The organism is Streptomyces sp. adm13(2018) (assembly GCF_008042145.1).
GTDB lineage: Bacteria > Actinomycetota > Actinomycetes > Streptomycetales > Streptomycetaceae > Streptomyces.
Map to the genome: position 1 here is coordinate 1 of NZ_RDBH01000076.1, position 4,582 is coordinate 4,582.

4 protein-coding genes and 1 pseudogene are annotated in these 4,582 nt (G+C 74.3%); 4 read left to right on the forward strand and 1 reads right to left on the reverse strand.

The window, feature by feature from the left end; translation table 11 throughout:
- Positions 1-195: 195 nt before the first annotated feature.
- Positions 196-867: a DUF4097 family beta strand repeat-containing protein gene (locus EAO70_RS06605; protein WP_148002073.1), complete on the forward strand. Its 672-nt coding sequence runs from the start codon at positions 196-198 to the stop codon at positions 865-867.
- A gap of 137 nt (positions 868-1,004) precedes the next feature.
- Positions 1,005-3,290, forward strand: coding sequence for a S9 family peptidase (locus EAO70_RS06610; RefSeq protein WP_148002074.1), 2,286 nt, complete (start codon positions 1,005-1,007; stop codon positions 3,288-3,290).
- A 142-nt stretch (positions 3,291-3,432) separates the two neighbouring features.
- Here the strand turns inward: EAO70_RS06610 and EAO70_RS06615 are convergent, their stop codons facing one another.
- Positions 3,433-3,996, reverse strand: a complete 564-nt coding sequence (locus EAO70_RS06615; RefSeq protein WP_148002075.1) for an AAA family ATPase — start codon at positions 3,994-3,996, stop codon at positions 3,433-3,435.
- 95 nt (positions 3,997-4,091) lie between these two features.
- On the opposite strand from EAO70_RS06615, the pseudogene EAO70_RS38965 reads away from it, so the two are divergent.
- A pseudogene (locus tag EAO70_RS38965) lies at positions 4,092-4,298 on the forward strand (LysR family transcriptional regulator); the annotation flags it as partial.
- Between the two features lie 159 nt (positions 4,299-4,457).
- Positions 4,458-4,582, forward strand: a 125-nt coding sequence (locus tag EAO70_RS06625) for a zeta toxin family protein (RefSeq protein ID WP_187283763.1), incomplete at its 3' end; no start/stop codon positions are given.

Sequence of the window (4,582 nt, forward strand, 5' to 3'; positions counted from 1 at the left end):
CCCCATTGCAACACCCACCCCCCTTCCGTTGCGTTAGCCGCGAATCCGTTGCAACGATTTACCTCAACTGACCTGCAATAAAGGCATGTCGTGGCAACGAACGTGTTGCCAGCACCATGAACGCAACGTAGCTTTTCACTCATCGGAAACAACGGGTCGCAAGCAGGCGGCCCGCCTGATCGAGGGAGAAGCACCATGCAGACGTTCGCCACCACCGCCGCCGTCACCGCCGTTCTCGACATCCCCGCCGGCCGCATCCGGCTCGTCGCCGCCGACCGCGCCGACGCCACCGTCGAGGTCCGCCCCGCGAACCCCGCCAAGGGCAACGACGTGAAGGCGGCCGAGGAGGTCTCGGTCGAGTTCGCCGACGGCGTCCTGCGGATCGCCGCCGCCCCCGCCAAGAACCGGATCATGGGCGACTCCGGCTCCGTCGAGGTCACCGTCCAGCTCCCGGCCGGCTCCGCCGTCGAGGCCAGGACGGCCGCCGCCGACCTCCGCGGTGTCGGACCGCTCGGCGACGTCCGGTTCGAGGGCGCCCAGGGCACGGTCGAGCTCGACGAGGCCGCGAGCGCCCGACTCGTCCTGCTCGCCGGCGACATCACCGTCGGCCGCCTCGGCGGGTCCGCCGAGATCAGCACCCAGAAGGGCGACCTGCGCGTCTCCGAGGCCACCCGGGGCTCGGTCGTCCTGCGCACCGAGTCCGGCGCGATCGCGATCGACGCCGCCCGCGGCGTCTCCACCACGCTGAACGCCGGCACCGCCTACGGCCGCGTCCACAACGCCCTCGTCAACGCCGCCGGCGCCGCCTCCGGCCTGACCGTCCACGCCACGACCTCGTACGGCGACATCACCGCACGCAGCCTCTGAACCCGCCACGCCGGAGCGCCGCTGGAACACCTCCGGCGGCCCCCGGCCCTGACCGCCCCCGCCAGTACGCGAGTCCCGACCGACCCCGCCCACCGATCCGCTCGCCATCGACCGACCCCGAGGACGGACACGAAAGCATGAGCAGCACCGAGAACTACCAGGCCGCCGAGCAGCTCCTCCGTCGCCTCGCTCGACCGGGCGAGCTCGTCGTCGGCGACAAGGTCCGGCCGCAGTGGATCGACGGGGGTGCCCGGTTCTGGTACGCCGTCGCCCACGGGTCCGGCAAGCGGTTCGTGCTGGTCGACCCCGCGGCGGGCAGCAGACGCCCCGCCTTCGACCACGCCCGGCTGGCCGCTTCGCTGGCCGCCGCCGCCGGGCAGCCGGTCGACCCCGAGGCGCTGCCGTTCCCCGGCATCGAACTCTCCGACGACGAGGTCCGGTTCGTGGCGTTCGGCGCGTACTGGCGCTGCGAACTCGACGGCTACACCTGCGGGCCGGCCGAGTTCACCGCCCCGGGCAGTCCGCTGGACGTGGTGTCGCCCGACGGCAGGTCGGCGGTGTCCCAGCGGGGGCACGACCTGTGGGCCCGCTCGCTGTCCGACGGCCGCGAGTGGCCCCTGACCACCGACGGCGCGCCCGGCCACGCCTACGGCCCGGGCCCCGCCGCGACCGGGAACGCCACCCTGCTCCGCAAGCTCGGCCTGCCCCATCTGCCGCCCGCGGTGGCCTGGTCGCCGGACTCGACCAAGGTCCTCGCCCACCGGACCGACGAGCGCGAGGTCCGCCGGACCCACCTGGTGGAGGCGCGGCCCGCCGACGGCGGCGCCCCGCGCCTGCACACCCAGCCGTACGCGTACGCCGGGGACGAGCACCTGCCGCTCGCCGAACTGGTCGTGCTCGACGTCGCCGAGGGCACGGTGGTCCGGGCCCGGACCGAGCCCCTGATCATGACCCACGTGTCGCCGATCACCGTGAAGTGGGCCCGGTGGTCCGCGGACGGCTCGGCCGTCCACTTCCTCGCCCGGCCCCGCGACCACCACTCCCTCACCCTGAACCGCCTCGACCCGGTCACCGGCGAGGTCACCACCCTGGTCGGCGAGTCCGGTAGGACCCGGGTCGAGCCCAACCAGTGGATGACCGAGCCGCCCCTCGTGCGGGTGCTCGCCGACGAGGTGCTGTGGTTCTCGCAGCGCGACGGCTGGGGCCACCTCTACCGCTACGACCTGCACACCGGCGCACTGCTCGGCCGGGTCACCTCCGGGCCGTGGCTGGTCCGGGAGATCCTGCGCGTCGACGAGGCCGAGCGGGTCGTGTACTTCACCGCCTCCGGGCTCGTCGACGAGGACCCGTACCGCCGCTCGGTGTGCCGGGTCGGTCTGGACGGCTCCGGCTTCGCCCGGCTCACCGACGACGCGCTCGACCACATCGCCGCTCTGCCGGAATCCCCGTACGACAGTGCGTACTTCATCGACTCGGCATCCACCGTCGACACCGCCCCCGTGACCACCGTCCGCGACTGGACCGGCCGGGTCCTGGTGGAGCTGGAGCGCGCCGACGTCACCAGGCTGGCCGCCATCGGGTGGACCGCGCCGGAGCGCTTCCGCGTGAAGGCGGCCGACGGCGAGACCGACGTCTACGGCGTGCTGTACCGGCCGCGGGGCTTCGACCCCGCCCGGCGCTACCCGGTGGTGGACACCCTCTACCCCGGGCCGCAGGTCAACCGGGTCGCCCCGTGCTTCGACCCCGGCGGGATGGGCCTGGACGCGGAACCCCTCGCGGCCCTCGGCTTCGTGGTGATCGCGCTGGACGGCCGGGGCACCCCGGGCCGGAGCAAGGCCTTCCACGACGCCTCCTTCGGCCGGCTGGCCGACGCGGGCGGGCTCGCCGACCACGTCGCGGCCCTGGGGCAGCTGGCCGATACCCGGCCGTGGATGGACCTGGACCGGGTCGGCGTCTTCGGCCACTCCGGGGGCGGGTTCGCCGCGGCGCGCGCCCTGCTCGACTTCCCCGAGGTGTACCGGGCCGGGGTGGCGCTCTCCGGCTCGCACGACGCCCCCACCTCCAACGCCGGCTTCGTCGAGTCGTACGACGGCGCCGGCGCGCCCGGAGCCTGGGCCAGGACCTCCAACCTGGACCTGGCCGACCGGCTGGCCGGCCGGCTGCTCCTCGTCCACGGCGAGCTGGACGACCAGGTCCACCCGCAGCAGACCCTGCGGTTCGCCGACCGGCTCCTCGCGGCGGGCAAGGACGTCGAACTGCACGTGGTGCCCGGCGCCGAGCACACCTTCATCGACTGCCTGGCCCATGTCCGCACCCGCTGCTGGGACTTCCTGGTCCGCGAGCTGAAGGAAGAGCTGCCGCCCGCCTACCGCCCGGCGCCCATCGTGATCGGCCCCGAACTGCTCGCCGAGATGTTCGCCTGACCGCGCCGCCCCGCGCACGGGAGCGCACCCGCCGGACCCCGCCCACGCGCGGGGTCCGGCGGCCATGTCCGCGCACGGGGTCCGGCGGGCCATGTCGGCGTACGGGGTCCGGGGGCCATGTCCGCGTACGGGGTCCGGCGGGTCACTTCCGTGGGGCGAGTCCGGTCGCCGCCAGGACCGCGTCGACCGTCTCCGCCACCGTCTGGTCCGCGTTGTCGATCCAGACGCCCTCGCCCGACAGTTCCTCGCGCATCGCCCCGTCCAGGAACGACCAGTCGGTGGTCAGCCGCTTGTCCCGGGCGTTGTTGCGTTCCCAGGCCTTGGCGGGGCCGGGGGCCAGGACCACCAGGTGGAACGCGGTCGCCGTGGTGTGGGCGCGGTAGTGGGCCAGGTGGGAGCGGCGTACGACCACGTCGTCGAGGACCGGGAGGAAGCCCGCGGCGGCGAAGCTGCCGGCCAGCAGGCAGGCGTTGCGGGCGCGGAGCAGGATCTGGCGGTCCGCCTCCGGGTCGCCGTCCGGGCTCGGCCAGTGGCCGCCGCTCACGATCAGGGACTGGAGCCCGTCGACCTCGATGTGCGCGGCGCGGGCGAAGCGGGCGGCGAGGGCGGCCGCGACGGTGGACTTCCCGCTGCCGGGGATGCCGGCGAGCAGCACGGTCGCGGGGGCCGGTCCGGGGGTGTCGACGGTGATGTCCTCAAAGGTCATACGGGCCTCTCCTCGCCGGTCGCGTGCCGTTCCTCGCCGAGGGGACGACCGGTCGACGATACGGCCGTGGGCGCGGGCGCCGCCACGGGATTCCCGGGGCCGCGCTGGGGCCGCGCCCGGGGCGCGGGGCGCTGCCGCCGGAGGTGGTGCCGGTCCGGCTCGACCCGGTGCCGGCGCGCCGGCTGCACGCCATGTGGCGGACCGGGGCGGCGCGGCGCCCGGCGATCCGGGAGACGGTCCGTACGCTCCAGGAGCTCTGGCCCGGGATCGCCGCCGTGGGCGATTCGTGCGCAGGTCCTTGACCTGGCAGTTACTTTCGGGCTATCCGTGACTCCTTGGAAGTTTCCTTCACGGGCTTCCCGGGAGTTCGCACCTGGATTCCTTCAACCTCGCACGGCCGTATCGTCGACCGGTCGTCCCCTCGGCGAGGAACGGCACGCGACCGGCGAGGAGAGGCCCGTATGACCTTTGAGGACATCACCGTCGACACCCCCGGACCGGCCCCCGCGACCGTGCTGCTCGCCGGCATCCCCGGCAGCGGGAAGTCCACCGTCGCGGCCGCCCTCGCCGCCCGCTTCGCCCGCGC

What these genes read in the sequence shown, in the direction of transcription:
- EAO70_RS06605 (WP_148002073.1), top strand. Translation starts at nt 196, where the DNA reads ATGCAGACGTTCGCCACCACCGCCGCCGTCACCGCCGTTCTCGACATC.
- EAO70_RS06610 (WP_148002074.1), top strand. Translation starts at nt 1,005, where the DNA reads ATGAGCAGCACCGAGAACTACCAGGCCGCCGAGCAGCTCCTCCGTCGC.
- EAO70_RS06615 (WP_148002075.1), bottom strand. Translation starts at nt 3,996, where the DNA reads ATGACCTTTGAGGACATCACCGTCGACACCCCCGGACCGGCCCCCGCG.